Source organism: Pseudomonas sp. BNK-44-b (genome assembly GCF_047456245.1).
Taxonomy (GTDB): Bacteria; Pseudomonadota; Gammaproteobacteria; order Pseudomonadales; family Pseudomonadaceae; genus Aquipseudomonas; species Aquipseudomonas machongensis.
The window spans coordinates 4,399,276-4,421,650 of the sequence record NZ_CP179908.1 but is presented as its reverse complement, the minus strand read 5'-3'; the positions used below and the strand labels follow the sequence as shown (position 1 = coordinate 4,421,650).

21 protein-coding genes are annotated in these 22,375 nt (G+C 65.1%); 15 read left to right on the top strand and 6 right to left on the bottom strand.

The genetic code is table 11. The features are described from left to right. The first annotated feature begins 1 nt into the window (after position 1). The 3 genes from ACMGGG_RS20235 to ACMGGG_RS20225 are packed head-to-tail and all read left to right on the top strand — an operon-like array spanning position 2 to position 3,208. Complete coding sequence (locus ACMGGG_RS20235) at positions 2 to 952, top strand: ABC transporter permease (RefSeq protein ID WP_414154298.1); 951 nt, start codon at positions 2 to 4, stop codon at positions 950 to 952. Further along, positions 942 to 1,748: an ABC transporter permease gene (locus ACMGGG_RS20230; RefSeq protein ID WP_414154297.1), complete on the top strand. Its 807-nt coding sequence runs from the start codon at positions 942 to 944 to the stop codon at positions 1,746 to 1,748. The genes ACMGGG_RS20235 and ACMGGG_RS20230 overlap by 11 nt, the downstream gene beginning before the upstream one ends. A 35-nt stretch (positions 1,749 to 1,783) precedes the next feature. Next, on the top strand, positions 1,784 to 3,208 hold the full coding sequence (locus ACMGGG_RS20225) for a gamma-aminobutyraldehyde dehydrogenase (RefSeq protein ID WP_414154296.1): 1,425 nt from the start codon (positions 1,784 to 1,786) through the stop codon (positions 3,206 to 3,208). Between the two features lie 194 nt (positions 3,209 to 3,402). Here ACMGGG_RS20225 and ACMGGG_RS20220 read toward each other — a convergent pair whose 3' ends face one another. From ACMGGG_RS20220 to ACMGGG_RS20210, 3 genes are all read right to left on the bottom strand, one after another. Next, on the bottom strand, positions 3,403 to 4,791 hold the full coding sequence (locus ACMGGG_RS20220) for a class II fumarate hydratase (protein WP_414154295.1): 1,389 nt from the start codon (positions 4,789 to 4,791) through the stop codon (positions 3,403 to 3,405). 15 nt (positions 4,792 to 4,806) lie between these two features. Next, on the bottom strand, positions 4,807 to 6,108 hold the full coding sequence (gene dctA, locus ACMGGG_RS20215; RefSeq protein WP_414154294.1) for a C4-dicarboxylate transporter DctA: 1,302 nt from the start codon (positions 6,106 to 6,108) through the stop codon (positions 4,807 to 4,809). A 66-nt stretch (positions 6,109 to 6,174) separates the two neighbouring features. Then, positions 6,175 to 7,530: an adenylosuccinate lyase family protein gene (locus ACMGGG_RS20210; RefSeq protein ID WP_151925040.1), complete on the bottom strand. Its 1,356-nt coding sequence runs from the start codon at positions 7,528 to 7,530 to the stop codon at positions 6,175 to 6,177. Between the two features lie 124 nt (positions 7,531 to 7,654). Between ACMGGG_RS20210 and ACMGGG_RS20205 the strand changes: the two genes are divergently transcribed. Then, a complete protein-coding gene (locus ACMGGG_RS20205) occupies positions 7,655 to 8,389 on the top strand; it encodes a GntR family transcriptional regulator (protein ID WP_125931385.1) in 735 nt (244 codons plus the stop codon). A 183-nt stretch (positions 8,390 to 8,572) separates the two neighbouring features. Here ACMGGG_RS20205 and ACMGGG_RS20200 read toward each other — a convergent pair whose 3' ends face one another. Continuing rightward, positions 8,573 to 9,034 (bottom strand): hypothetical protein, encoded by a 462-nt coding sequence (locus ACMGGG_RS20200; RefSeq protein ID WP_054895259.1) that lies wholly within the window; start codon positions 9,032 to 9,034, stop codon positions 8,573 to 8,575. Between the two features lie 132 nt (positions 9,035 to 9,166). After that, positions 9,167 to 10,111, bottom strand: coding sequence for a helix-turn-helix transcriptional regulator (locus ACMGGG_RS20195; protein ID WP_063546169.1), 945 nt, complete (start codon positions 10,109 to 10,111; stop codon positions 9,167 to 9,169). Between the two features lie 177 nt (positions 10,112 to 10,288). On the opposite strand from ACMGGG_RS20195, the gene ACMGGG_RS20190 reads away from it, so the two are divergent. From ACMGGG_RS20190 to ACMGGG_RS20180, 3 genes are read left to right on the top strand one after another with little or no spacing between them, the layout of a single operon-like run. Continuing rightward, positions 10,289 to 10,735: a hypothetical protein gene (locus ACMGGG_RS20190; protein ID WP_063546168.1), complete on the top strand. Its 447-nt coding sequence runs from the start codon at positions 10,289 to 10,291 to the stop codon at positions 10,733 to 10,735. A 3-nt stretch (positions 10,736 to 10,738) separates the two neighbouring features. Beyond that, complete coding sequence (locus ACMGGG_RS20185; protein WP_063546167.1) at positions 10,739 to 11,389, top strand: hypothetical protein; 651 nt, start codon at positions 10,739 to 10,741, stop codon at positions 11,387 to 11,389. Further along, positions 11,382 to 12,008: a hypothetical protein gene (locus ACMGGG_RS20180; RefSeq protein ID WP_414154293.1), complete on the top strand. Its 627-nt coding sequence runs from the start codon at positions 11,382 to 11,384 to the stop codon at positions 12,006 to 12,008. Before ACMGGG_RS20185 ends, ACMGGG_RS20180 begins: the two co-directional genes overlap by 8 nt. A gap of 214 nt (positions 12,009 to 12,222) precedes the next feature. Here the strand turns inward: ACMGGG_RS20180 and ACMGGG_RS20175 are convergent, their stop codons facing one another. Continuing rightward, positions 12,223 to 13,140 carry a LysR family transcriptional regulator gene (locus tag ACMGGG_RS20175; protein WP_125931388.1) on the bottom strand — a complete coding sequence of 306 codons (918 nt, stop codon included), beginning with the start codon at positions 13,138 to 13,140 and terminating at the stop codon, positions 12,223 to 12,225. A gap of 126 nt (positions 13,141 to 13,266) precedes the next feature. On the opposite strand from ACMGGG_RS20175, the gene ACMGGG_RS20170 reads away from it, so the two are divergent. The 8 genes from ACMGGG_RS20170 (at position 13,267) to dctM (ending at position 22,330) form a co-directional block, all read left to right on the top strand. After that, positions 13,267 to 14,106 carry a MaoC family dehydratase N-terminal domain-containing protein gene (locus ACMGGG_RS20170; RefSeq protein ID WP_054895271.1) on the top strand — a complete coding sequence of 280 codons (840 nt, stop codon included), beginning with the start codon at positions 13,267 to 13,269 and terminating at the stop codon, positions 14,104 to 14,106. Between the two features lie 30 nt (positions 14,107 to 14,136). Beyond that, positions 14,137 to 15,300, top strand: coding sequence for an acyl-CoA dehydrogenase family protein (locus tag ACMGGG_RS20165; protein WP_414154292.1), 1,164 nt, complete (start codon positions 14,137 to 14,139; stop codon positions 15,298 to 15,300). Positions 15,301 to 15,310: 10 nt separating this feature from the next. Beyond that, positions 15,311 to 16,660, top strand: a complete 1,350-nt coding sequence (locus ACMGGG_RS20160; RefSeq protein WP_414154291.1) for an MmgE/PrpD family protein — start codon at positions 15,311 to 15,313, stop codon at positions 16,658 to 16,660. Positions 16,661 to 16,680: 20 nt separating this feature from the next. Beyond that, a complete protein-coding gene (locus ACMGGG_RS20155; protein WP_063546162.1) occupies positions 16,681 to 17,880 on the top strand; it encodes a CaiB/BaiF CoA transferase family protein in 1,200 nt (399 codons plus the stop codon). A 19-nt stretch (positions 17,881 to 17,899) separates the two neighbouring features. Beyond that, complete coding sequence (locus ACMGGG_RS20150; protein ID WP_063546161.1) at positions 17,900 to 18,727, top strand: HpcH/HpaI aldolase/citrate lyase family protein; 828 nt, start codon at positions 17,900 to 17,902, stop codon at positions 18,725 to 18,727. 618 nt (positions 18,728 to 19,345) lie between these two features. Next, the gene (locus ACMGGG_RS20145; protein WP_054895249.1) at positions 19,346 to 20,344 is read left to right on the top strand and encodes a TRAP transporter substrate-binding protein; all 999 of its coding nucleotides are present in this window, start codon (positions 19,346 to 19,348) and stop codon (positions 20,342 to 20,344) included. A gap of 70 nt (positions 20,345 to 20,414) precedes the next feature. Then, a complete protein-coding gene (locus ACMGGG_RS20140; protein ID WP_063546160.1) occupies positions 20,415 to 21,047 on the top strand; it encodes a TRAP transporter small permease in 633 nt (210 codons plus the stop codon). Next, the gene (gene dctM, locus ACMGGG_RS20135; RefSeq protein ID WP_414154290.1) at positions 21,047 to 22,330 is read left to right on the top strand and encodes a C4-dicarboxylate TRAP transporter large permease protein DctM; all 1,284 of its coding nucleotides are present in this window, start codon (positions 21,047 to 21,049) and stop codon (positions 22,328 to 22,330) included. Before ACMGGG_RS20140 ends, dctM begins: the two co-directional genes overlap by 1 nt. The last annotated feature ends 45 nt before the right edge of the window (positions 22,331 to 22,375 follow it).

Below are 22,375 nucleotides of genomic sequence, written 5' to 3'. Positions count from 1 at the left end.
GATGAGCCTGACCCTCGATGCCACGGCGCCGGTAGTCCGCCACGGCGCCCTGCGCGGGCTGTCCAACCTGCTGTACCGCAAGCCGGCGCTGTACCTGTCGCTGCTGCTGGTGCCGCCGCTGCTGTGGTTCGGCGCGATCTACCTGGGCTCGTTGCTGACGTTGTTGTGGCAGGGCTTCTACACCTTCGACGATTTCACCATGACGGTGACGCCGAGCCTGACCTGGGCCAACTTCGCCGCGCTGTTCACCCCGGCCAACTTCGACATCATCCAGCGCACCGTGCTGATGGCCGTGGCGGTGTCCATCGCCAGTGCTGCGCTGGCGTTTCCCATTGCCTACTACATGGCGCGCTACACCAGCAGCAAGACCAAAGCGTTCTTCTACATCGCGGTGATGCTGCCGATGTGGGCCAGCTACATCGTCAAGGCCTATGCCTGGACCCTGCTGCTGGCCAAGGGCGGGGTGGCCATGTGGTTCGTCCAGCACCTGGGCCTGGAGCCGTTGCTGAACCTGCTGCTGGGCGTGCCCGGTGTGGGCGGCAACACCTTGTCGACCTCGAACCTGGGGCGCTTCCTGGTGTTCGTCTACATCTGGCTGCCGTTCATGATCCTGCCGATCCAGGCCTCGCTGGAGCGCCTGCCGCCGTCGCTGCTGCAGGCCTCGGCCGACCTCGGGGCGCAACCGCGCCAGACCTTCATGCAGGTGATCCTGCCGCTGTCGGTGCCAGGCATCGCCGCGGGCTCGATCTTCACCTTCAGCCTCACCCTCGGCGACTTCATCGTGCCGTCGCTGGTCGGGCCGCCGGGCTACTTCATCGGCGGCATGGTCTACGCCCAGCAGGGCGCCATCGGCAACATGCCCATGGCTGCGGCCTTCACCCTGGTGCCGATCGTGCTGATCGCCGTCTACCTGTCCATCGTCAAACGCCTGGGGGCCTTCGATGCACTCTGAAAAAGCGTCCTGGGGGCTGAAGCTTGCGGCCTGGGGAGGGCTGGTGTTCCTGCACTTCCCGATCCTGATCATCTTCCTGTACGCCTTCAACACCGAAGAGGCCGCGTTCAGCTTTCCACCGCAGGGCTTCACCTTGCACTGGTTCAGTGTGGCCTTCGCACGCCAGGACGTGCTCGATGCCGTGACCCTGTCGGTGAAGATCGCCGCCCTGGCCACGCTGATCGCCATGGTGCTGGGCACGCTGGCGGCGGCTGCGTTGTACCGGCGTGATTTCTTCGGCAAGGAAAGCATCTCGCTGATGCTGATCCTGCCGATCGCCTTGCCCGGCATCATCACCGGCATTGCGTTGCTGTCGGCATTCAAGACCCTGGGCATCGAGCCCGGCTTCATGACCATCGTCGTCGGGCACGCGACCTTTTGCGTGGTGATCGTCTACAACAACGTCATCGCCCGCTTCAGGCGCACCTCGCACAGCCTGATCGAAGCCTCGATGGACCTGGGCGCCGACGGCTGGCAGACCTTCCGCTACGTGATCCTGCCCAACCTCGGCTCGGCGCTGCTGGCTGGCTGCATGCTGGCGTTCGCCCTATCGTTCGACGAAATCATCGTCACCACCTTCACCGCCGGTCATGAACGCACCTTGCCGATCTGGCTGCTCAACCAGCTCGGTCGCCCGCGCGATGTGCCGGTGACCAATGTGGTGGCGATGCTGGTCATGCTGGTGACGATGCTACCGATCCTGGGCGCCTACTACCTGACCAAAGGTGGCGAAGGCGTTGCCGGCAGCGGCAAGTGAACACGCGAACAAGAACCTGAGAAAAGGAGCGCTTCATGCAAACCAAACTGCTGATCAACGGCCAACTGGTCGCCGGTGAAGGCGAGTCGCTCGCCGTGCTCAACCCGGCGCTCGGCACCACCCTGGTGGAAATTGCCGAAGCCACACCGGCCCAGGTCGACATCGCCGTGCGCGCAGCCGACGCGGCGTTCGAAGGCTGGTCCCAGACCGCCCCCAAGGATCGCTCGCTGCTGTTGCTCAAGCTGGCCGATGCCATCGATGCGCATGCCGAGGAGCTGGCGCGGCTGGAGTCGAACAACTGTGGCAAACCCTACCAGGCTGCGCTGAACGACGAACTGCCGGCAGTGGCCGATGTGTTCCGCTTCTTCGCCGGCGCCAGCCGTGTGCTGCAGGGCTCGGCGGCGGGTGAGTACCTGCCGGGGCACACCTCGATGATCCGCCGCGACCCGGTGGGTGTGGTGGCGTCGATCGCGCCGTGGAACTACCCGTTGATGATGGCCGCCTGGAAGCTTGGCCCGGCCTTGGCGGCGGGCAATACCGTGGTGCTCAAGCCGTCCGAGCAGACGCCGCTGACGGCCCTGCGCCTGGGCGAACTGATGGCGGGCATCTTCCCGGCGGGCGTGGTCAACCTGGTGTTCGGCCGAGGCCCGAGCGTGGGCGAGCCGCTGACGACCCATCCCAAGGTGCGCATGGTCTCGCTGACAGGCTCCGTGGCGACCGGCAGCCGCATCATCGCCGGCACTGCCGATACCGTGAAGCGCATGCACATGGAGTTGGGCGGCAAGGCGCCGGTGATCATCTTCGACGATGCCGACATCGATGCCGCAGTCGAAGGTATCCGTGCGTTCGGCTTCTACAACGCCGGGCAGGACTGCACGGCGGCCTGCCGGTTGTATGTGCAGAAGGGTGTGTACCAGGCCTTCGTCGACAAGCTCACGGCGGCGGTGGCGAGCATCCGCCTTGGCGAGCAGGACGATCCCGAGACCGAACTGGGGCCGTTGATCACCCAGCAGCACCTGGAGCGCGTCAGCGGTTTCGTCGAGCGGGCGCGGCAGGTGCCGCATATCCAGGTCACCACTGGCGGCAGGCGCGCCGACCGGGCGGGGTTCTTCTTCGAGCCGACGGTATTGGCCGGCGCGCAACAGGACGATGAAGTGGTGCGGCGCGAGATCTTCGGGCCGGTGGTGTCGGTGACCGAGTTCAGCGACGAGGCCCAGGCGCTGGAGTGGGCCAACGACTCGGACTATGGGCTGGCGTCGTCGGTGTGGACCCAGGACGTTGGCCGCGCGCACCGGCTGGCGGCGCGCTTGCAGTATGGCTGCACCTGGGTGAACACCCATTTCATGCTGGTCAGCGAGATGCCCCATGGCGGGGTGAAGTTGTCCGGGTATGGCAAGGACATGTCGATATATGGGCTGGAGGATTACACGGCCATTCGGCATGTGATGATCAAGCACTGATCGGCGTTGGGTTCATCGCTGTTCTCAAAGCCTGCGGTTTACTGTGGGTGTGGCAACGCGCCGTTGTCGAAAGCAGTGATGAACCTGTGGGAGCGGGTTCACCCGCGAACCAGGGCGAAGCCCTGGCCGATACACCGTGGTGAATTCATCGCGGGGCAAGCCCGCTCCTACAGGGTGCGGGCTTGCCCCGCACCTCAGCCTCCCACCATCTCCTGCGGCCTGACGTACGCGTCGTACTCCTGCGCCGTCAACAGCCCCAGCGCCACCGCCGCTTCCTTGGGCGTCAGCCCCTCGTCCGCCGCCTTGCGGGTAATGCGCGCCACCTGGTCGTAACCCAGCACCGGGTTCAAGGCCGTGGCCAGCAGCAGCGAGCCTTCCACATTGCGCGCGAGCACCGCGTGATTCACCTCCAGCCCCGCCAACAGCTTGTCGGTGAAGATCGTCATGCTCTCGGCCAGCACGCTGATCGACTGCAGCACGTTGTGGATGATCACCGGTTTGGCGACGTTCAACTCGAACAGGCTCGAGGCCCCGGCCACCGACACCGTGGTGTGGTTGCCCATCACCTGCATGCAGGCCTGGGCCAGGACCTCGGCGATGGTCGGATTGCGCTTGCCGGGCATGATCGAAGACGTCAGCCCATCATCAGGCACCACCAGCTCACCCAGCCCGCAGCGCGGACCGGAGCTGAGCAGGCGGATGTCATTGGCCAGCTTGGTCAACGACACTGCCAGCACGTTCAGCACCCCCGACACCTCGACGAACACATCGTGAGTGCCCATGCCCTCGAACTTGCACGGGTTGGGGGTGAAGCGGGTCTGGGTGATCAGCGACAGCTCTTCGCAAAAGGCCTCGGCAAAGCCTGGCGGCGTGTTGAGCCCGGTCCCTACCGCCGTGCCGCCCTGGGGCAGGCTATCGAGCCGTGGCAGGCAGCCTTGCACGCGCTCGATGCCGTGGACGATCTGCGCGGCGAAGCTGGCGAAGGCCTGGCCCATCGTCATCGGTACCGCGTCCATCAGGTGGGTTCGGCCGATCTTCAGCACGTCATGCCACTGTCGGGCCTTGGCCTGCAGCTCGGCGTGCAGGTGGGCAAGCGCCGGCAGCAGGTCGCGACCGAGGGCAAGGCGGGTGGCCAAGTGCATCACCGTCGGGAAGGTGTCGTTGGACGACTGCGAAGCATTGACGTGATCGTTCGGGTGCACCGGCGCCTTGGTGCCCAGCGGCTGCCCGAGCAACTGGTTGGCACGGTTGGCGATCACCTCGTTGGCGTTCATGTTGGTCTGGGTGCCAGAGCCGGTCTGCCACAGCGTCAGCGGGAAATGGCGGTCGAAGTGACCGTCGGCGAGTTCTTGCGCGGCCTGCTCGATCACCTCGGCCAGCCCTGCATCCAGCATGCCCAGGCGCCGGTTGGCACGGGCGCTGGCCAGTTTTTGCTGGCCGAAAGCGTGCAGCAGGACCGGCGGGAACTGCTCGCGGCCGGCACCGAACACGCCGATGGCGCGTTGGGTCTGGGCACCCCAGTACTTGTCCTCGGGGATCTGCACCGGGCCGAAGGCGTCGTGTTCGATACGAACGTTCTGCATGTCGTTCTCCATGGCTCAGAGCGGCGCCGCAGCGCTGCGCCCGAGCACTCGCTGGTACTCGCCCTGGGCCTGCTGCTCGGAGAATTCGCCCGACCATTTGGCGACCACCACGGTAGCGATGCTGTTGCCGATGGTGTTGCAGGTGGCGATGGCCATGGACATGAAGCGATACACGCCGAACAGCAACGCCAGGCCCTCGACCGGCAGGTGGCCGATGGCGGTCACGGTGGCGGCGAACACCACGAAGCTGCCGCCGGACACGGCCGCCGCGCCCTTGGAGGTCACCAGCATGATGGCGATGATGCCCAGTTGCTGCTCCCAGCTCAGCGGCACGCCATAGGCGTTGGCGATGAACAGCACGCACAGCGACATGTAGATCGAGGTGCCATCGAGGTTGAAGGCATAGCCGGTGGGCAGCACCAGCCCCACGCTCTGCTTGGAGCAGCCGAACTTCTCGAGCTTCTGCAGCAGGCGCGGCAGGGCGCTTTCCGACGAGGCGGTGCCCAGCACGATGAACACTTCATCCTTGATGTAGGTGAGGAAGCGCCACAGGCTGAACCCGCTGATCCGGCACACCGCGCCCAGCACCACGAAGATGAAGAACAGCACCGCGACGTAGAACATCAGCACCAGGTTGGCCAGCGAAATCAGCACCGCGGTGCCATTGCTGCCCACGGCGTAGGCGACCGAGCCGAAGGCGCCCAGCGGGGCGAGTTTCATGATCAGGTTGATGAACTCGAAGAAACACTCCGAGACGCGGTTCAGCCCGTCCTCGACCACTGCCCGGCGCTCGGCCTTGAGGGCCAGCAGGGCGAAGCCGAACAGCACCGAGATCACCAGCACTTGCAGCAGTTGGCCACCGGCGAAGGCCGCGACGAAGTTGTCAGGAAAGATGCCGTAGATGAAGTCCAGGGTCGATTGCGGCGCGTGGCCCTTGGCAACGGCTGCCGCTGCGGCCGCCGAGGTGGCGCTGTTGGGGTGGGCATCGTGCATTCCCGAGCCGATGTCGATCAGGTTGCCCCAGCCAAGGCCGATGGCCAGGGCGAGGGTAGAGACCACCTCGAAGTAGATCAGCGCGCGGATGCCGACCTTGCCGACCCGGCGGATATCACCGGCCGAGGCGATGCCGTGGACCACGGTGAAGAACACCAGTGGCGCCACGGCGGTCTTGATCAGCTTGAGAAAGATGTCGCCGAGGATCTTGAACTTGGCCGCAAGCTCCGGGGCGATGAAGCCGAAGGCGATGCCGATCAGCATGGCAGCGACGACCTGGAAAGTCAGGTCGCGGTAGAACGGTTTTGCGGGTGCAGATGACATGGTCGAATTCTCATTGTTGTCGTTGTCGAGAAAACCCCGCGGGCTCGGGTGAGCCCGCGTCTTGCATCAACGTGGCACGCGGCCGGGGCGTTCCAGGGCGCGGTCGACCATCTGCGGTGCCAGGCCCAGGTAGTTGGCCGGATCGGTCAGGCGCTCGAGTTCGGCACGCGGCAGGCGGGCGCTGACCTCGGCATCGTGCAGCAGCGCATCGAGCAGGCTGACGTTCTCGTCGTTGGCCACGCGGCAGGCGGCGTACACCACATCGTGGGCCGCCTGGCGGCCCAGCTCCGGCGCGAGTCCCATCATCACCGCCTCGGCAACGATCAGGCCGCGAGTCATGTCGAGGTTCTGGCGCATGCGTTCGGTGCGCACTTCAAGGCCGGCAAGCATGAATTTCGCCTGGCCCAGCGAGGCGGCGGTGAGGGCGAAGGCTTCGGGAATGGCGATCCACTCGGCCTGCCAGGGACCGGTGGAGCGTTCGAAGTCCTGGATCATCGCGTCGAGCATCAGTCCGGCTTGCTGGCGTACACCCTTGGCGGCGGCGTACATCAGTTCGCAGGAGATCGGGTTGCGCTTCTGCGGCATGGTGCTGCTGGCGCCACGCCCTTTGACGAAGGGCTCGTAGGCCTCGCCCAGCTCGCTGGTCATCATCATCATCACGTCCAGCGCGACCTTGCCCAGCGAACCGGTGACCAACCCCAGGAAGTTAAGAGCCTCGGCCAGGCCATCGCGGGCCACGTGCCAGGTGGCCTGCGGCACGTTCAGTCCAAGCTCGGCCATCAGCGCCTCCTGCACTTCCAGGCCTTTGTCGCCGAGGGAGGCGAGGGTGCCTGCGGCGCCGGCGAACTGACCCACTTCAACCCGTGGACGCAGCTCGACCAGGCGTTCGGCATGCCGGTCGAACATGCTCAGCCAGACCGCGCACTTGTAGCCGAAGGTGATTGGCAAGGCATGCTGCAGGTGGGTGCGGCCGGCCATGGGGGTGTCGCGATAGCGCTGCGCGAGCCCGGCGAGCAATCCGCGCACGGCGAGGATGTCGCGCTCGACGATGGCCAGCGCGGCGCGTACCTGCAGCACCACCGCGGTGTCCATGATGTCCTGGGTGGTGGCGCCCCAGTGCAGGTAGCGCCCGGCTTCGCCGCAGGTCTTCGACAGTTGTTCGACCAGCGGCAGGATCGGGTAGCCGACGATCTCGGTCTCGTGCTGCATCAGCGCCAGGTCGAGCGAGGCGTAGGTGGCCTTGGCGGCGATCTGCTCGGCAGCGGCGGCGGGGATCACGCCACAGCGCGCCTCGGCGCGGGCCAGGGCGACCTCGACTTCGATGTAGCGCTCGATCAGCGCCTGGTCGGAGAACACTCCGCGCATCTCGGCGGTGCCGAACATGTCGCGGAACAGGGAGGAGTCGAAGACGGTGGTGGACATGGCGGATCCTTTTTGTTCGGTATTTGTTCGTTTTAAATCGAACCTAATTAATACATCCGAACAAAATGGTCTGCCACATTTGATACACTGTCAACCCTTCGCCTTCCGTGAACATGAGCCTTGAATGAGCACCCGCGGCCGCTACACCGATATCGCCAGAGACCTCACCGACAAGATTGCCCGGGGCGATCACCCGGTCGGCTCGCTGCTGCCCACCGAGCTTGAGCTGTGCGACCTGTATGGCGTGGGGCGGCATACCGTGCGTGCGGCGATCGATCAGTTGCAGGGGCAGGGGATGGTGTCGAGGCGACGGAAGGTCGGCACCCGGGTCGAGGCGGCAGCGCCGCGCAGCGGTTATTCACAGGCCATCGATTCGATCACCGACCTGGTCCAGGTGGCGGAATCGCATGTGCGGGAGATCCAGGGGGTGCGCCATTTCGTGGCGGACATCGCGCTGGCCAGACGGCTTGGGCTGACGCCAGGGGAGCATTATTTCTGCGTGTCGAGCATCAAGGTCGAGAGTGGCGAGCATCGTTATCCGCTGTGCTGGACGGATGTATATGCCGAGCAGCGCTTCGCCGACGTGGTGGCCGAGGCCGAGGCCCATCCGGGCGAGCTGATCGCCGCCCTGATCGGCAAGGCGTTTGCCAAGAGCATCGAGGCGGTGGATCAGGAAGTGAGCCCGGTGCAGCTCACTGCCGAGCTCAGTGCGAGCCTGAAAGCGCCCAGCGGAGATCTGGGGCTGAACATCATTCGCCAGTACCGTGACCAGGATGGCGAGATTATCTCGGTGTCGGAGACGGTCTACCCGCGCGACCGTTTCAAGCTGGTAATGCACATGACCCGTGCGCAGCGGTGACAGTGCTGACCTTGTGGGGGCGGGGCTGGCCCGCGAACCAGGGCGAAGCCCTGGCCGTCCACCGCGGAGTCTGCTTCGCGGGCAAGCCCGCTCCCACGGGGCTGGCCTTTAGAGTTTGAACAACACAGTTGTCCCCACAAGGTACTGAGCGGCAGCAGGGGATAACCCGCATACCGCCTTGAATCAGTTGCTCGGCCGCTGCTTGGTCGCATCCAGCTCGGCTTTCTTGCCTGTGGTCACTTCAGTGATCTTCGCCGACTTCTCGATCGCCAGGTCGAAGGTGTCCTGCATCTTGGCGATGGCGTCGGTCGGGGTGCCGGCCAGGCCGCCCTTGGCCGCCCAATCGAAGTTCCACACCCCGGACAGGTTGTCGGCGCCGGGTACGTCATGGGTTTCGATGGCAGTGAACACATCCGGGTGGCGCTGCATGTATTTCGCCGCATCCGACACATTGGCCGGCACGTTGCCTGACTTGTTGTCGGCCAGCTTGTCGAGTTCGTCCTTGGTGATGGCCGACTTGCCGGTCTGGCGCATGTAGTCGGCGATCACCTGGCTCGACTTGGCGGTGTCCAGGCGGTTGTCGAAGGCCGAGCTCGAGGCTTTTGGAGTATTGGACCCGCTACCAGCGGGGGTGATGGTAGACATTGGCGCTGCTCCCGAAACGGAAATGAAAGGGTCGTCTTGATGACGGCTCCGGACGGTAGCATGGGCAATTGGCTAGTACTGTGAGTCTTCACAACGATTCACAACAGCTCACAGCTTTCACAGCGCAGGCGATCACTCCATGCCCGGCGGATGCCCGTGGTAGGCCTTGTAGGCGTTGCTGAAATTGGCCGGGTTGGCATAGCCCAGGCGATAGGCGATCTGTGCCACCTGCCATTTGCGTTGCAGCAACAACGTGCGGGCCAGCTCCATGCGCTGCTGGCGCAGGTACTGCAGCATCGACTGGCCGAACACCTTGGCGAAGGCGCGGCGCAGGGTGGTTTCGCCCACCCCTAGCTGTCGGGCCAGCGCCAGGCTGCCGGGCGGGTCGACCAGGTTCAGGTCGAGCAGGCGCCGCGCCTCATGGGCCAGGTCGCGCTGGCCGCGAACCGTCGGCGCAGGCGCCAGCGGGCGGTTGCCGAGGTGCGTGGCCAGTTCCACCAGCACGGCCAGGCTCAGGCTTTCCTGGTGCAGGCGCTTGAGCGTGCCGTGGTAGGGCGAATGGTAGAGCTGCTGCAGCAGGCGACCCAGCGCCGGGCAGCGTTCGAAATCGGTGAATTTCATGCCGTCGTCGAGCAACCCGATCAAGGATTGCAGGTGCGGATCTTCCTCGGCCAGTTCGCGCAGATAGTCGGCACCGACGCGCAACCCGGCCATGCGCGCGTGGCTGTCGGCGGGCAACTGGTCGAAGGCTTCCATGTGCTCGCTCAGGCCCAGCGCATAGGTCTTGCCGGTGAGGTAGTGGTTGAGCTGGCCGTCGACCCGGTGCTGCCATTGGCCGCTGAGCATGTGCACCAGGCACAGGCTGTCGGGCAACACCTTGTGGATGCGCAGCGGCTCGGGAAATTGCAGGTCGCAGTCGAAGTACTGCAGGTGCGCACGCACGGTGTGGGCGCGGTAATGACCGATCGCACTGCCCATGACGTGGCTGGCGGCGCTGTCGAGGACGCCCGCCTGGGCCAGCGAGCCTGGGCGGTCGAAGCTGAACTGCATGTCCAGGTAAGGGGTCCAGTGTTCCATCTGCCAAGCCTGTCCATAGGGTGTCGTGGCGGGTGGCGGAATGTTAACGCGAACACGCCTCGGGCGTCAGCCATTGTGCGCGACGGCCTGTTTGTTGTGCGCAGCGGCCAGGCCGGTTGGCAGGCTGGCCCATGCCCCTTTCAATACAAGGCCCCAGAATTTCGAGGAGCAAGCAGTATGTCGATTCATCGCAGATGGGCGGCCGGCATGGTCGCAGCGCTGGCGCTTGTGGGCGCCATGGCCCAGGCCGAGGAGCGTCCATCGGTGGCCGAAAAGGTCGTGGCCTATGCCGGCGAGCAGGGCGTGAAGGTCTGGACCCTGCGTATCGGTGAGCGCAGCGCCAACGAGGCGCTGGTGCAGGTCGAGGGCGTCGACCATGACTGGAACATGCGCATCCAGAAGATGAAAGTCGAGAAGACCGACAAGCTGACCCGCTACTACACCACGGTCGACGGCCAGAAGTTCGCTGCACTGGTGATCCAGGGTTCGGACAGCTGGAGCGCCAGCGAACTGTACCTGCCGGGCGAAGCCCAGGCGCTGAAGATCGGCTACTCCCAGGCCCTGTCCGAACAGGGCAACGCCCAGGCGTTCCTGACCGATTACCTCAATGCCCGTAACGAGTAAGCCATGAACACGCCACAACACCCTGATCCCTCCCTTTCTCCCGATGAGTACGGCCAGTCCCGAGCGGCCCAGCGCGACCGCGTGATCGCCGAACTGCGTCTGATGATCGAGCGAGTTCCTGAGCAGACCGAATTCACCAACTCCCGACGCTACAAGCTGTGGGGCCCGATCATGTTGCTGGTATCGCTGGGCATGCTGGCGATGGCCATCAACATGGGGCGAACCGGGCTGACGGTATGCGCTGGCTTCCTGGTCGTGTTTTCCCTGCTCGTCACCTGGCAGCACCGGGACGCGGGCAAGCAGGTGTTCATGCGCCTGACCCGTCGCCAGCTGTTCGTCGATACGCTCGATGCGCCGATCGAAATGGCCGAGGTGCAGGACATCCTGGTCAAGGACGAAGGGCTGCTGACCCTGCAGAAACTCACGCTCGACTCTCACGCCCATCTGCCCACGCACCATGTGGCGAGGTTGCAGGTATTCGGCAACCAGGCCATGGCGCTGAACAAACCCGAGCCGCATGTACGCATCCACTCTGCCGGGCTGATGACCGGTGGGCGCAAGCTGGACTGCGATGAAATCGCCGCGCTGCTGGGTGCCTACCGCGACGCCGCCTGTGCACAGCAGCAACTGGATGCCCTGCAGGTTCATGGCTGACACCGACCGGGAAACCTTGCTGGCCTGGCTCAGGGCTCACGCGGAGGAGTCCTGCAAGCCATGGGCGCTGCACGAATCCTCGCGTGGCAAGGCGCTGGCCTGTGCGTTGCTGGCGTTTTCGCTGGTGTTGGTCGGCGGCTGGCTGGCCAGTTTGCCTACGCAGTGGCAGATGCAATCTGGGCACTGGTTGCTGTGGGGACCTGGCGTGCTGCTGCTGGTTGCCGGCGTGGCTGGGCTGGCGCTTGCCGAGGGGCTGCGCCGAAGACATGGCAAGTGTGTGTTGAGTGTGACTGACGACTCTGTGCTGTTCGCCAACTCGCACGCGCCGACGCCCTTGTATTGTTTCGATGGGTTCGAAATCTACCAGCGTCATCTGAGCATGACGCTGGTGTTTTCGCTGGCAGCCATCAGCCGTGCGCCGCAGCTCGCACCGGCCTGCTTCAAGTCACTGGTGGCGCCGGATGCGTGGCCAGTGGCCGGTGGCTTGCGGGTGAAGTTGTGGGTGTGCACGCCGGTGGTGAACGGGCGGCGCGTCGATCTGCAGGCGCTGACCGACCGGCTGTATGTCTGCATGGAAGCAGCTCAGGCGCGGCGCACGCTGGGGCAGTTGGGGATGTGATCTTGAGGGAGCTTTGGGGGAACAACTGTCTTGTTCAAGACCCCAGCGCCTGCCCAATCCCTGTAGGAGCGGGCTTGCCCGCGAACACGGGCGTAGCCCGTGCCAGGCAGCGCGGTGTCCTTTTCGCGGGCAAGCCCGCTCCCACAAAAGCCCCCCGCAGCTGTGAACGCAACTGTCTTGTTCAAAATCCAAAGGTCAGTCCAATCGCACAGGATCACCCGCGAACACCGTCAGCGTCGGTGCCATCCGCTTGCGGCATCAAGGTCGCGATCAACGCCCGTACCGTGCCCGGTAACGCATCCAGCTCGCGCACCAGGATGCTGCGCTCACGCACCGCCCACGGCTCGTCCAGCTCGATGGTCACCAGGTTCATGGTGTGGCTGTGCCGCATCGCCGAAGACTCGGGGATGATCCCGATCCCCACGCCGGCCTCGACCATCCGGCAGATCGCCTCGAAGCTCGACATCTGGATCCGCAGCGCCAGGCTCTGGCCAATACGCTCGACGTGATCGCGCAGGAAGGTCAGCAAGGTGCTGCCGTCATGCAGGCCGATGTGCTGGTAGGCCAGGGTCTGCTTGAGCGTCACCTGCTTGCGGCCCGCCAGCTCGTGACCGGCCGGCACGATCAGCACCAGCCGGTCGGTACTGAAGCGCATCACCTGAAGCCCGGCCGCCTCCACGGGCCCGGCGATGATGCCCATGTCGCTGCTGCCATCGAGCACCCCGCGCACGATATCGCGTGACAGCCGCTCCTGCAGGTCGACCGTCACTCCCGGCCGCTGGGCGAGAAACCCGGCCAGCACTTCGGGCAGGAACTCGGTCACCGCAGTGGTGTTGGCGAAGATGCGGATGTGCCCGGCCGAATCGGTGCCGAACTGGGTGAACTCGGCCTTGAGGTACTCCACCTGACGCATGATCAGGCGCGCATGGGTCAGCAGTTTCTGACCGGCGGGCGTCAGCTCCACGCCACGGCTGTCGCGGTACAGCAGGCGGGTGTCGAGCTGCGCCTCTAGGGCCTTGATCCGCGCGCTGGCTGCGGCGGGGGAGAGAAACGCACGGCGCGCACCTTGGGTGAGGCTCGGCGATTCGCCGATGTGGATGAAGAGCCGCAAGTCAGCCAGGTCGAAGTGCATGGGGGAGTCCTGTCGTAGCAGAGGCGTTCGGCATTTATGAACGCTGGTTTACGCAAATGCAAATTCACAGAATGCCGGGCGCCTCGCATGATCGGCCCATAACAACAAATGCAGAGGCCCATGCTCATGACTGCTTCGACTTCGCCCACCGACTTCAGCGCCTGGATCGGCCGCACCGAAGAGGCCTGGGATGTGCTCAGCCGCAACCTGGTCAAGCGCATTGCCGCGACCTTCGGCGAGGCCGCGCCAGGCCATGGCGACGCGCTGCCGCACCTGTGGACCTGGTGCTTCTTCCAGGAGCCGCTGCCAGAGTCGCAACTGGGCAGCGACGGTCATCCTGCCCGTGGCGGCTTCCTGCCACCGGCCGACAACCGCAACCGCATGTGGGCTGGTGGGCGGGTCGAGTTCATCGCGCCGCTGAAAGTCGGCGGTGAAGCCCACCGCCTGTCGACCATCCTGCACATCGAGGAAAAGCACGGACGCACCGGCGCACTGCTGTTCGTCACCGTGCGCCACGACTACTCCCAGGACGGCCGCCTGTGCATCCGCGAGGAGCAGGACATCGTCTACCGCGAGCCCAACCCGCCCAAGCGCGGCAGCGGCACGCCGAGCGAGGTGGGTGAGTGGAGCGAAACCATCACCCCGACGCCGACGTTGCTGTTCCGCTACTCGGCCATCACCTTCAACGGCCACCGCATCCACTACGACCACCCCTACGTCACCGAGACCGAAGGCTACCCCGGCCTGGTGGTGCATGGCCCGATGATCGCCACCCTCAACCTGCGCGCCTTCGTGCGGGCCCACCCCGACAAGCCCGTGCGCCACTTCGCCTACCGCGGTGTGCGGCCGCTCACCCTGCCTGCAGCGTTCCAGGTCAGTGGCTGCATCGAAGCACCGGGCAAGGCGCGGCTGTGGGCCGGCAACGCCGACGGCACTGCACAGAGCGCCGAAGTGACCTTCGACTGACTTCCTCAAGCCTTCGCAGAGAGTCCACACATGCACAGCTACGACAGCGATGACCTCAATGCCATCCGCGAGGGCGTGCGCGCCCTGTGCGCCGAATTCCCCGCCGAATACTGGCGCCGGATCGATGAAGAAAAAGGTTTTCCGGAAGCCTTCGTCAAGGCCATGACCGATGCCGGCTGGCTGTCGGCGATGATCCCCGAGGAATACGGCGGATCGGGCCTGGGCCTGGCCGAGGCGTCGGTGATTCTCGAGGAGGTCAACCGCTGTGGCGGCAACTCGGGCACCATCCACGGGCAGATGTACAACATGTTCACCTTGCTGCGAAACGGCAGCGACGAGCAGAAGCGCTTCTACCTGCCCAAGCTTGCCAGTGGCGAGCTGCGCTTGCAGTCGATGGGCGTGACCGAGCCGACCACCGGCACCGACACCACCAAGATCAAGACCACCGCCGTGCGCCAGGGCGACAAGTACGTGATCAATGGGCAGAAAGTGTGGATCTCGCGCGTGCAGCATTCGGACCTGATGATCCTGCTGGCGCGCACCACGCCGCTGCCGGAGGTGAAGAAGAAATCCGAAGGCATGTCGATTTTCCTGGTCGACCTGCGTGCAGCGATCGGCAACGGCCTGACCGTGCAGCCGATCGCCAACATGGTCAACCACGAGACCAACGAGCTGTTCTTCGACAACCTGGAAATCTCGGCCAGCAGCCTGATTGGCGAGGAAGGCAAAGGCTTCCGCTACATCCTCGACGGCCTGAACGCCGAGCGCACGCTGATTGCCGCCGAGTGCATCGGCGATGGTCGCTGGTTCGTCGAAAAGGCCAGCCAGTACGCCCGCGACCGCGTGGTGTTCGGTCGCCCGATCGGGCAGAACCAGGGGGTGCAGTTCCCCATCGCCGAGGCCCATATCGAGATCGAGGCCGCCGACCTGATGCGCTGGCGCGCCTGCGCCGAATACGACAGCGGCGCCAACGCCGGGGCGGCGGCGAACATGGCCAAGTACCTGGCGGCCAAGGCCTCGTGGGAGGCGGCCAACGCTTGCCTGCAGACCCACGGCGGCTTCGGCTTTGCCAACGAATACGACGTCGAGCGCAAGTTCCGCGAGACCCGCCTGTACCAGGTGGCGCCGATCTCCACCAACCTGATCCTGTCGTACGTGGCCGAGCACCTGCTCGAGCTGCCGCGCAGCTTCTGAGGAGCCGACCATGCGTGATACCCAAGCCCTGGCCAGCTTCCTGGCCGACCTGCGCTACGAGGCCATCCCCAGCAGCGTGCTGGACCGCACCGAAGACCTGTTCCTCGACTGGCTCGGCTCGGCCCTGGCCAGCCAGGGATCGCATCCGATCCCGCTGTTCGAGCGTTACGCCGAGCGCATGGGGCCCTCGTCAGGCCGTGCGCGGGTGCTGACCAATGGCCGGCGCACCTCGGCCTATTTCGCCGCGCTGGTCAACGGCGCCGCCTCGCACCTGGTCGAGCAGGACGATCTGCACAACAGCTCCGTGCTGCACCCGGCCACCGTGGTGTTCTCCGCCGTGCTGGCGGCCGCGCAAGACCTGGGCAAGTCCGGCCAGGACCTGCTGCTGGCCTCGGTGGCTGGCTACGAGGCCGGCATTCGCATCGGCGAATTCCTTGGCCGTTCGCACTATCGGATCTTCCACACCACCGCCACCGTCGGCACTCTGGCTGCCGCTGTGGGCGTGGGCAAGCTGCTGGACTTCAACCAGGAGCAGTTCATCAACCTGCTCGGCAGCGCCGGTACACAGGCTGCAGGGCTGTGGGAGTTTCTGCGCGACGCCGCCGATTCCAAGCAGCTGCACACTGCCAAGGCCGCCGCCGACGGCCTGCTTGCCGCCTACCTCACCGCCGATGGCCTGAGCGGTGCGCGCAACATTCTCGAGGGTGACCAGGGCATGGCTGCGGGCATGTCCAGCGACGCCGACCCTGCGCGGCTCTCCGACCGGCTCGGCACGCGCTGGGCGCTGGCGGAAACCTCGTTCAAGTTCCACGCCTCGTGCCGCCACACCCACCCGGCGGCTGATGCGCTGCTGCACCTGATGCAGCGCGAGGGGCTGGGCCATGAGCAGATCGCTGAAGTCATCACCCGCGTGCACCAGGGCGCCATCGATGTGCTGGGGCGGGTGACCACGCCGAGCACCGTGCACCAGGCCAAGTTCTCCATGGGCACGGTGCTCGGCCTGATCGCCGTGCACGGCAGCGCGCAGTTGCTGGAGTTCCGCGACCTGGCACTGACGGACCCGCGCATCGCCGCGTTCCGCGACAAGGTGCGTATGCAACTGGACCCCGAAGTGGACGGCGCCTACCCGGCGCGCTGGCTGGGCCGGGTCGAGGTGCGTTGCGTCGATGGCCGGCAGTTCAGCGCGGCCATCGACGAACCCAAGGGCGACCCCGGCAATACCCTGTCGCGCCCGGAGCTGGAAGCCAAGTTCCAGCGCCTGCTGGCCTATGCCGGGCAGCGCAGCGAGACCGAGGGCCGTGCGCTGATCGAGCGCGTCTGGCAACTGCGTGACGCGCAGTCGCTGGCGGACCTGCATTGAACACCGAACAGGAATTTGCCATGACCCAATCCGCTCCCCGCCCGCTGGACGGCATCACTGTCGTCAGCCTGGAACATGCCATCGCCGCGCCGTTCTGCACCCGCCAACTCGCGGACCTGGGCGCGCGCGTGATCAAGATCGAGCGCCCCGGCAGCGGCGACTTCGCCCGTGGCTACGACCAGCGTGTCGATGGTCTGGCCTCGCACTTCGTCTGGACCAACCGCTCCAAGCAGAGCCTGACCCTGGACCTCAAGCAGGACGAGGCCGACGACATCCTCCAGGCGCTGCTGGCCAAGGCCGACGTGCTGGTGCAGAACCTCGCTCCGGGTGCGGCGGCGCGCATGGGGTTGTCGTTCGAGGCCCTGCACGCGCGTTTTCCGCGGCTGATCGTCTGTGATATTTCCGGCTACGGCGAAGGTGGCCCGTACGAGAAGAAGAAGGCCTACGACCTGTTGATCCAGAGCGAGGGCGGCTTTCTCTCGGTGACCGGCGGGCCGGGCGACGAGCAGATGGCCAAGGCCGGGTGCTCGGTCGCCGATATCGCTGCCGGTATGTATGCCTACACCGGCGTGCTGTCGGCGCTGCTGCTGCGTGACAAGACTGGTATCGGCAGCCGCATCGACGTATCGATGCTGGAGAGCCTGGTGGAATGGATGGGCTACCCGATGTACTACGCCTACAACGGCGCGCCGCCACCACCGCGGGCCGGCGCTTCGCACTCGACGATCTATCCGTACGGGCCGTTCCCCACCGGCGGTGGCGGCACCATCATGCTCGGTTTGCAGAATGAGCGGGAATGGCAGTTGTTCTGTGAAAAGGTCCTGCTCGACCCGGCGCTGGCCAGCGATGCGCGTTTTTCCGCGAACTTCCGTCGCTCGGAGAACCGTGAGGTGCTGCGCCAGATCATCATCGACGGCTTCGCCGAACTGTCGCTGGATGAGGTGGTGGCACGTCTCGAAGACGCGCAGATCGCCAACGCCCGGGTCAACGACATGCAGGGCGTCTGGCAGCACCCGCAGCTCAAGGCTCGCGACTGCTGGCGCGAGGTCGACAGCCCGGCTGGCAAGCTGCCGTCGTTGCTGCCGCCAGGGCGCAATGCCGCCTTTACCCCGCGCATGGACCCGGTGCCGGGGTTGGGGCAGCACAGCGCGGCGATCCTCGAGGAGCTGGGTTTCTCGGCCGACGACCAGGCCCGACTGGCGGCTGCCGGTGTCGTTTGATGACAAGGAGTGATTGCTGATGCCGCAAACCATCGTCCGTTCGGCGCTGTTCGTGCCGGGCAGCCGTCCCGAGCGTTTTGGCAAGGCCCTGGCTGCGGGCGCCGATGCCGTTATCGTCGATTTCGAGGATGCCGTCGAGGAGCCGCTCAAGCTTCAGGCGCGTGACAATCTCGCGGCCTTTCTTGCAGCCCATCCGCAGGCGCGGGTGTGGGTCAGGGTCAACGCCCCGGAGCATGCCGGGCATGCCGATGACCTGGCGTTCTGTGCGCAGCAGTCCGGCGTCAGCGCTGTGCTACTGCCTAAGGTGGAAAATGCCGCCCAGGTCGCAGTCGCTGCGCGCACTGGCAAACCGGTGCTGCCGATCATCGAGACGGCCAAGGGCTTGCTGGCACTGGAGCGCATTGCCGGTGCCGAGGGGGTCGAGCGTTTGTCGTTCGGCAGCCTGGACCTGGCGCTGGACTTGAACCTCAACACTGACAGCGCCTCGGCCCAGCGCTTTCTTGACCAGGCGCGCATGGCAGTGCAACTGCATTCACGCGGCGCCGACCTGGCGCCGCCGCTGGACGGCGTGTTTCCGGCGATTGGCGACCCGCAAGGGCAGCAGCGGGCCATGCGCCATGCCTATGACATGGGCTATGGCGGGGCGCTGTGCATCCATCCCAGCCAGGTGCCGTTGATTCATGGCGTACTGGCGCCGAGCAGCGAAGAGCTGGCCTGGGCACGGCGGGTGGTGGACGCCAGTGTGGCGGCCAAGGGTGCCGGGGCGTTCCAGCTCGATGGGCAGATGATCGATGCGCCGGTGCTGTTGCGGGCGCAGCGGCTGTTGGCATTGGCCGAAAGCACCTAGGCCTTTCGCGGGGCAAACCGGCGGCATCCCCACCGATGCATTTGTGGGTGCAACTGTCTTGATCAAAATCTAAAGGCCAGCCCAATCCCTGTAGGAGCGGGCTCGTCCCGCAAACACCGACAAAGCCGGTGCCCGACACCGCGGTGTCCTTTTCGCGGGCAAGCCCGCTCCCACAGGAGCTGGGCTGGTTTAAGACTTTGAACAAGACAGTGGCAGCTACAGCGCTGACTCTGGGCTCAACGCTGTACCTGTAGGAGCGGGCTTGCCCGCGAATACCGGCAAAGCCGGTGCCATACCCACTGATGTATCTGTAGGAGCGGGCTTGCCCGCGAACACCGGCCAAGCCGGTGCCATCCCCACTGATGCATCTGTAGGAGCGGGCTTGCCCGCGAATACCGGCAAAGCCGGTGCCATACCCACTGATGTATCTGTGGGAGCGGGCTCGTCCCGCGATCACCGGCATAGCCGGTGCCATCCCCCACCCATCCAGGAGCGTTCACCCCAGCCAAACGCGGGCTTACACAAAAGCTGATTCTCGAAACACGCCCGATTGGGCCATCGTACCCTTGGCAACGCTTCCCTGCTGACCCCTTCCAACAACAATAAAAGGTGACACCGATGTTGAAGCTGACCCAGGCGCTGTTGTGCGCCGCCGCCGTGTCCATGGCCGGGCTCGCCCAGGCTGCCGATCCTGTGATCATCAAGTTCGCCCACGTCGTGGCCGACAGCACGCCCAAGGGCCAGGGCGCGCTGATGTTCCAGAAACTGGTCGAGGCCGACCCGCAGCTCAAGGGTAAGGTCAAGGTCGAGGTCTACCCCAACTCCTCGCTGTTCGGCGATGGCAAGGAGATGGAAGCCCTGCTGCTGGGCGATGTGCAGATGCTCGCGCCGTCGCTGGCCAAGTTCGAGCACTACAACAAGCAGGTGCAGCTGTTCGACCTGCCGTTCCTGTTCAACGACCTCGCCGCCGTCGACCGCTTCCAGCAAGGCCCGCAGGGCAAGGCGCTGCTGACCTCGATGGAAGACAAGGGCATCCGTGGCCTGGCCTACTGGCACAACGGCCTCAAGCAGCTGTCGGCGAACAAGAAGGTGATCCTGCCCAAGGACGCGCGCGGCCTGAAGTTCCGTGTGCAGGCCTCCAGTGTGCTCGAGGAGCAGTTCAAGGCCATCCGCGCCAACCCGCGCAAGATGAGCTTCGCCGAGGTCTACCAGGGCCTGCAGACCGGTACCGTCAACGGCACCGAGAACACCTGGTCGAACTACGAGAGCCAGAAGGTCAACGAAGTCCAGCCGTTCTTCACCGAGACCAACCACGGCCTGATCGACTACATGGTGATCACCAACGCCAAGTTCTGGAACAGCCTGCCTGAAGACGTGCGCGGCGAGCTGCAGACGATCATGGACAAGGTCACCGTCGAGGTGAACAAGCAGGCCGAGGAACTCAACCAGGCTTCCCGGCAGAAGATCATCGACGCCAAGACCAGTGAGATCGACCCGCTGACGCCAGAGCAGCGCGCCCAGTGGCGTGAAGCCATGCGCCCGGTGTGGGACAAGTTCTCCGACCAGATCGGCGCCGACCTCATCAAGGCTGCCGACGACGCCAACAAGCCGTCCTGATCGTCGCCCCCATCACCCATGGCCACCTGCAGCGCAGGTGGCCCGGCTTCCTTCTGTCCGGAGAATGCCCATGCACAGGATCAGACGCGTCTGGGAGCACTTCGAGGAGGGCATGATCGCCTTCCTCCTGGCAGCCATGACCTTGATCACCTTCATCTACGTGGCGCTGAACAACCTCTACACCCTGTTCTACACCCTCAGCGACCACTGGAGCTTCGCCAGCGAGCTGATGCTCGGCATCGGCGACCACCTCATGGGCTACGCCCAGGAAATGACCTGGAGCATCGCCCTGACCAAGGCGCTGTTCGGCTGGCTGATCTTCTTCGGTATCGCCTACGGCGTACGCACCGCCGGCCACCTTGGCGTCGATGTGCTGGTGCGGCGTGCGCGCAAGCCGGTGCAACGCATCCTGGCGATGATCGCCTGCGCCTGCTGCCTGGCCTACGCCGGGTTGTTCCTGGTTGCCAGCATCAAGTGGGTGAACGCGGTGTTCGTCGCCGGTATCGGTGCCGAAGACCTCGACCGCTACGGCATCAAGATCGGCCACATCGCGCTGATCGTGCCGTTCGGCTTCGCCCTGATCATCGTGCGCTACCTGGAAATCCTCTACCGCATCTTCACCCACCGCCAGACCAGTCTGGGCCTCGCGGATGAAGCAGCGGAAGCGAGCAAACTGGCCAACCCGGGCGAGGAGTCACACTGATGACCGTTATCTGCCTGTTCCTGCTGCTGTTCGTGTTCATGTTCCTCGGCGTGCCGATCGCCATTTCCCTTGGCCTGTCGGGTGCGGTGTCGATCCTGCTGTTCAGCCAGGACTCGCTCAGCTCGCTGGCGATCAAGCTGTTCGAAACCTCCGACAGCTACACCTTCCTGGCGATCCCGTTCTTCCTGCTGTCGGGCGCGTTCATGACCACCGGCGGCGTCGCCCAGCGCCTGATCGACTTCGCCAACGCCTGCGTCGGCCACATCCGCGGCGGCCTGGCCATTGCCGCAGTGCTGGCATGCATGCTGTTCGCCGCGCTGTCCGGCTCCTCGCCCGCCACCGTCGCCGCAGTCGGCTCCATCGCCGTGGCCGGCATGGTGCGCTCGGGCTATCCGAAGGAGTTCGGCGCCGGGATCATCTGCAACGCCGGCACCCTCGGCATCCTCATTCCGCCATCGATCGTCATGGTGGTGTACTCGGCCGCCACCGAAACCTCGGTCGGCAAGCTGTTCATGGCCGGTGTGATACCCGGGATCCTGCTGGGCGTCTTCCTGATGGTGACCATCTACATCGTCGCCCGCATCAAGAAACTCCCCGCCCAGCCCCGCGCCAGCTTCGCCGAATGGCAGCGCACTGCCCGCCGCGCGTTCTGGGGCCTGTTGCTGCTGGTGATCATCCTCGGCGGCATCTACAGCGGCATGTTCACCCCCACCGAAGCCGCGGCCGTGGCGGCGGTGTACTCGGCGTTCATCGCGCTGTTCGTCTACAAGGACATGCGCCTGAGTGATTGCCCCAAGGTGCTGCTCGAGTCCGGCCGCCTGACCATCATGCTGCTGTTCATCATCGCCAACGCCATGCTCTTCGCTCACGTGCTGACTACCGAGCAGATTCCCCAACAGATCACCCAGTGGGTGCTCTCCGAAGGCCTGACGCCGATCGGCTTCCTGATCATGGTCAACGTGGTGCTGTTGGTGGCGGGGAGCTTCATGGAGCCCTCGGCGATCATCCTGATCCTGGCGCCGATCTTCTTCCCGATCGCGATGAAGCTGGGCATCGACCCGATTCACCTGGGGATCGTGATGGTGGTGAACATGGAGATCGGCCTGGTGCATCCGCCGGTGGGGTTGAACCTGTTCGTGACCAGTGCGGTGACTGGGTTGACGCTGGGGCAGACGATTCGTGCGGCGTTGCCGTGGCTGTCGATTCTGTTGTTGTTCCTGGTGTTGGTGACGTATGTGCCGTTTATTTCGCTGGCGTTGCCGGAGTGGTTGGGGATGCCGTAGGGGGAGGTGGCTTCTCGGCCCGAAGGCGCTGGCGATGTCAGCGCC

What these genes read in the sequence shown, in the direction of transcription:
- ACMGGG_RS20210 (WP_151925040.1), bottom strand. Translation starts at nt 7,530, where the DNA reads ATGTCCACCACCGTCTTCGACTCCTCCCTGTTCCGCGACATGTTCGGC.
- dctM (WP_414154290.1), top strand. Translation starts at nt 21,047, where the DNA reads ATGACCGTTATCTGCCTGTTCCTGCTGCTGTTCGTGTTCATGTTCCTC.
- ACMGGG_RS20150 (WP_063546161.1), top strand. Translation starts at nt 17,900, where the DNA reads ATGCCGCAAACCATCGTCCGTTCGGCGCTGTTCGTGCCGGGCAGCCGT.
- ACMGGG_RS20220 (WP_414154295.1), bottom strand. Translation starts at nt 4,791, where the DNA reads ATGCAGAACGTTCGTATCGAACACGACGCCTTCGGCCCGGTGCAGATC.
- ACMGGG_RS20155 (WP_063546162.1), top strand. Translation starts at nt 16,681, where the DNA reads ATGACCCAATCCGCTCCCCGCCCGCTGGACGGCATCACTGTCGTCAGC.
- ACMGGG_RS20165 (WP_414154292.1), top strand. Translation starts at nt 14,137, where the DNA reads ATGCACAGCTACGACAGCGATGACCTCAATGCCATCCGCGAGGGCGTG.
- ACMGGG_RS20195 (WP_063546169.1), bottom strand. Translation starts at nt 10,111, where the DNA reads ATGGAACACTGGACCCCTTACCTGGACATGCAGTTCAGCTTCGACCGC.
- ACMGGG_RS20200 (WP_054895259.1), bottom strand. Translation starts at nt 9,034, where the DNA reads ATGTCTACCATCACCCCCGCTGGTAGCGGGTCCAATACTCCAAAAGCC.
- ACMGGG_RS20140 (WP_063546160.1), top strand. Translation starts at nt 20,415, where the DNA reads ATGCACAGGATCAGACGCGTCTGGGAGCACTTCGAGGAGGGCATGATC.
- ACMGGG_RS20175 (WP_125931388.1), bottom strand. Translation starts at nt 13,140, where the DNA reads ATGCACTTCGACCTGGCTGACTTGCGGCTCTTCATCCACATCGGCGAA.
- ACMGGG_RS20160 (WP_414154291.1), top strand. Translation starts at nt 15,311, where the DNA reads ATGCGTGATACCCAAGCCCTGGCCAGCTTCCTGGCCGACCTGCGCTAC.
- ACMGGG_RS20145 (WP_054895249.1), top strand. Translation starts at nt 19,346, where the DNA reads ATGTTGAAGCTGACCCAGGCGCTGTTGTGCGCCGCCGCCGTGTCCATG.
- ACMGGG_RS20180 (WP_414154293.1), top strand. Translation starts at nt 11,382, where the DNA reads ATGGCTGACACCGACCGGGAAACCTTGCTGGCCTGGCTCAGGGCTCAC.
- ACMGGG_RS20185 (WP_063546167.1), top strand. Translation starts at nt 10,739, where the DNA reads ATGAACACGCCACAACACCCTGATCCCTCCCTTTCTCCCGATGAGTAC.
- ACMGGG_RS20190 (WP_063546168.1), top strand. Translation starts at nt 10,289, where the DNA reads ATGTCGATTCATCGCAGATGGGCGGCCGGCATGGTCGCAGCGCTGGCG.
- ACMGGG_RS20235 (WP_414154298.1), top strand. Translation starts at nt 2, where the DNA reads ATGAGCCTGACCCTCGATGCCACGGCGCCGGTAGTCCGCCACGGCGCC.
- ACMGGG_RS20170 (WP_054895271.1), top strand. Translation starts at nt 13,267, where the DNA reads ATGACTGCTTCGACTTCGCCCACCGACTTCAGCGCCTGGATCGGCCGC.
- dctA (WP_414154294.1), bottom strand. Translation starts at nt 6,108, where the DNA reads ATGTCATCTGCACCCGCAAAACCGTTCTACCGCGACCTGACTTTCCAG.
- ACMGGG_RS20225 (WP_414154296.1), top strand. Translation starts at nt 1,784, where the DNA reads ATGCAAACCAAACTGCTGATCAACGGCCAACTGGTCGCCGGTGAAGGC.
- ACMGGG_RS20230 (WP_414154297.1), top strand. Translation starts at nt 942, where the DNA reads ATGCACTCTGAAAAAGCGTCCTGGGGGCTGAAGCTTGCGGCCTGGGGA.
- ACMGGG_RS20205 (WP_125931385.1), top strand. Translation starts at nt 7,655, where the DNA reads ATGAGCACCCGCGGCCGCTACACCGATATCGCCAGAGACCTCACCGAC.